This window comes from Massilia sp. CT11-108 (assembly GCF_047302915.1).
Taxonomy (GTDB): Bacteria; Pseudomonadota; Gammaproteobacteria; order Burkholderiales; family Burkholderiaceae_D; genus Telluria; species Telluria orientalis.
Window position 1 is genome coordinate 1 of sequence record NZ_JBKYMO010000967.1, and the last position, 1,095, is coordinate 1,095.

Below are 1,095 nucleotides of genomic sequence, written 5' to 3' on the forward strand. Positions count from 1 at the left end.
CGCCGGCGCGACCACGGCATCGAACTGCACACGGAGATCGTCGTCGCGCCCGACGACGACGTCGAACTGCGCCGCCTGCGCATCGCCAACCGGACGGGCACGACGCGCACGATGGAGCTGACGAGCTACGCGGAGGTGGCGCCGGCCACCGTGCAAATGGAGATACTGGCGGAGCGCGACGCGCTCGTGTGCGCGCATGGGCAGGCATGGCTGCTGAACGTGATGACGGTGCACGGCGCGGACGCGCCCGGGGCCCAGTTCGGGACGGACCGCGCGCACTTCATCGGCCGCGGACGGAGCAGGGCGCATCCCGCCGCGCTGGAGGCCCGCGCGCCGCTGGACGGCCTGGACGGCGCCGTGTCCGATCCGGCGCTGGCGATCCGCCGCATCCTGACGCTGGCACCGCACCAGGAAGCGACGGTCGACATCGTGCTGGGCGTGGCCGAGACGCGCGACCACGCGCTGCGCCTGATCGACAAATACCGCGACCGCCAGGTGGCCGACCGCGTGCCCGAACTCGCATGGACGCACGGCCAGGTCATGCTGCGCCAGTTGAACGCGAGCGAGGCGGACGCCCAGTTGTACGCGCGCCTGGCCGGCAGCGTGCTGTGTCCGCAGCCCGCGCTGCGCGCCGACCCGGCCGTCATCGCGCGCAACCAGTACGGCCGCGCCGACCTGGAAGCCCTCGGCATTCCGGGCGACCGTCCGCTCGTGCTGCTGCACCTGCGCGACGCCGCCAACCTCGGCCTCGCGCGCCAGGCGGTCCAGGCGTATGCGTGGTGGCGCGCGAAAGGACTCGCCGCGAACCTCGTGGCCTGGTGCGACGGCCCGGCGGCGCTGCAGGACGAGGTCATGCGGCTGCCCGGCGCGGGCGGCGTGTACGTGTGCACGTCCGAGCAGCTGTCGCTGGAAGACCGCATGCTGATGCAGGCAGTGGCGCGCGTGGTCCTGGCGGACGACCAGGGCAGCCTCGCCGAACAACTGCGCCGCGCGGCCGCGCGCAAGGCCGGTCGAAGAGGAGAATATGACGCGGGCGCCGAATATAGAGGTGTTTATGTGGGTGGGGGGCGGTTGATTTAAAAAAAATGGGGGGGG

At 72.0% G+C, this 1,095-nt stretch carries 1 pseudogene; it reads left to right on the forward strand.

Features of this window, described 5'->3' with window-relative positions:
• A pseudogene (locus ACEN88_RS32405) lies at nt 1-1,080 on the forward strand (cyclic beta 1-2 glucan synthetase); the annotation flags it as partial.
• Nucleotides 1,081-1,095 lie beyond the last annotated feature (15 nt).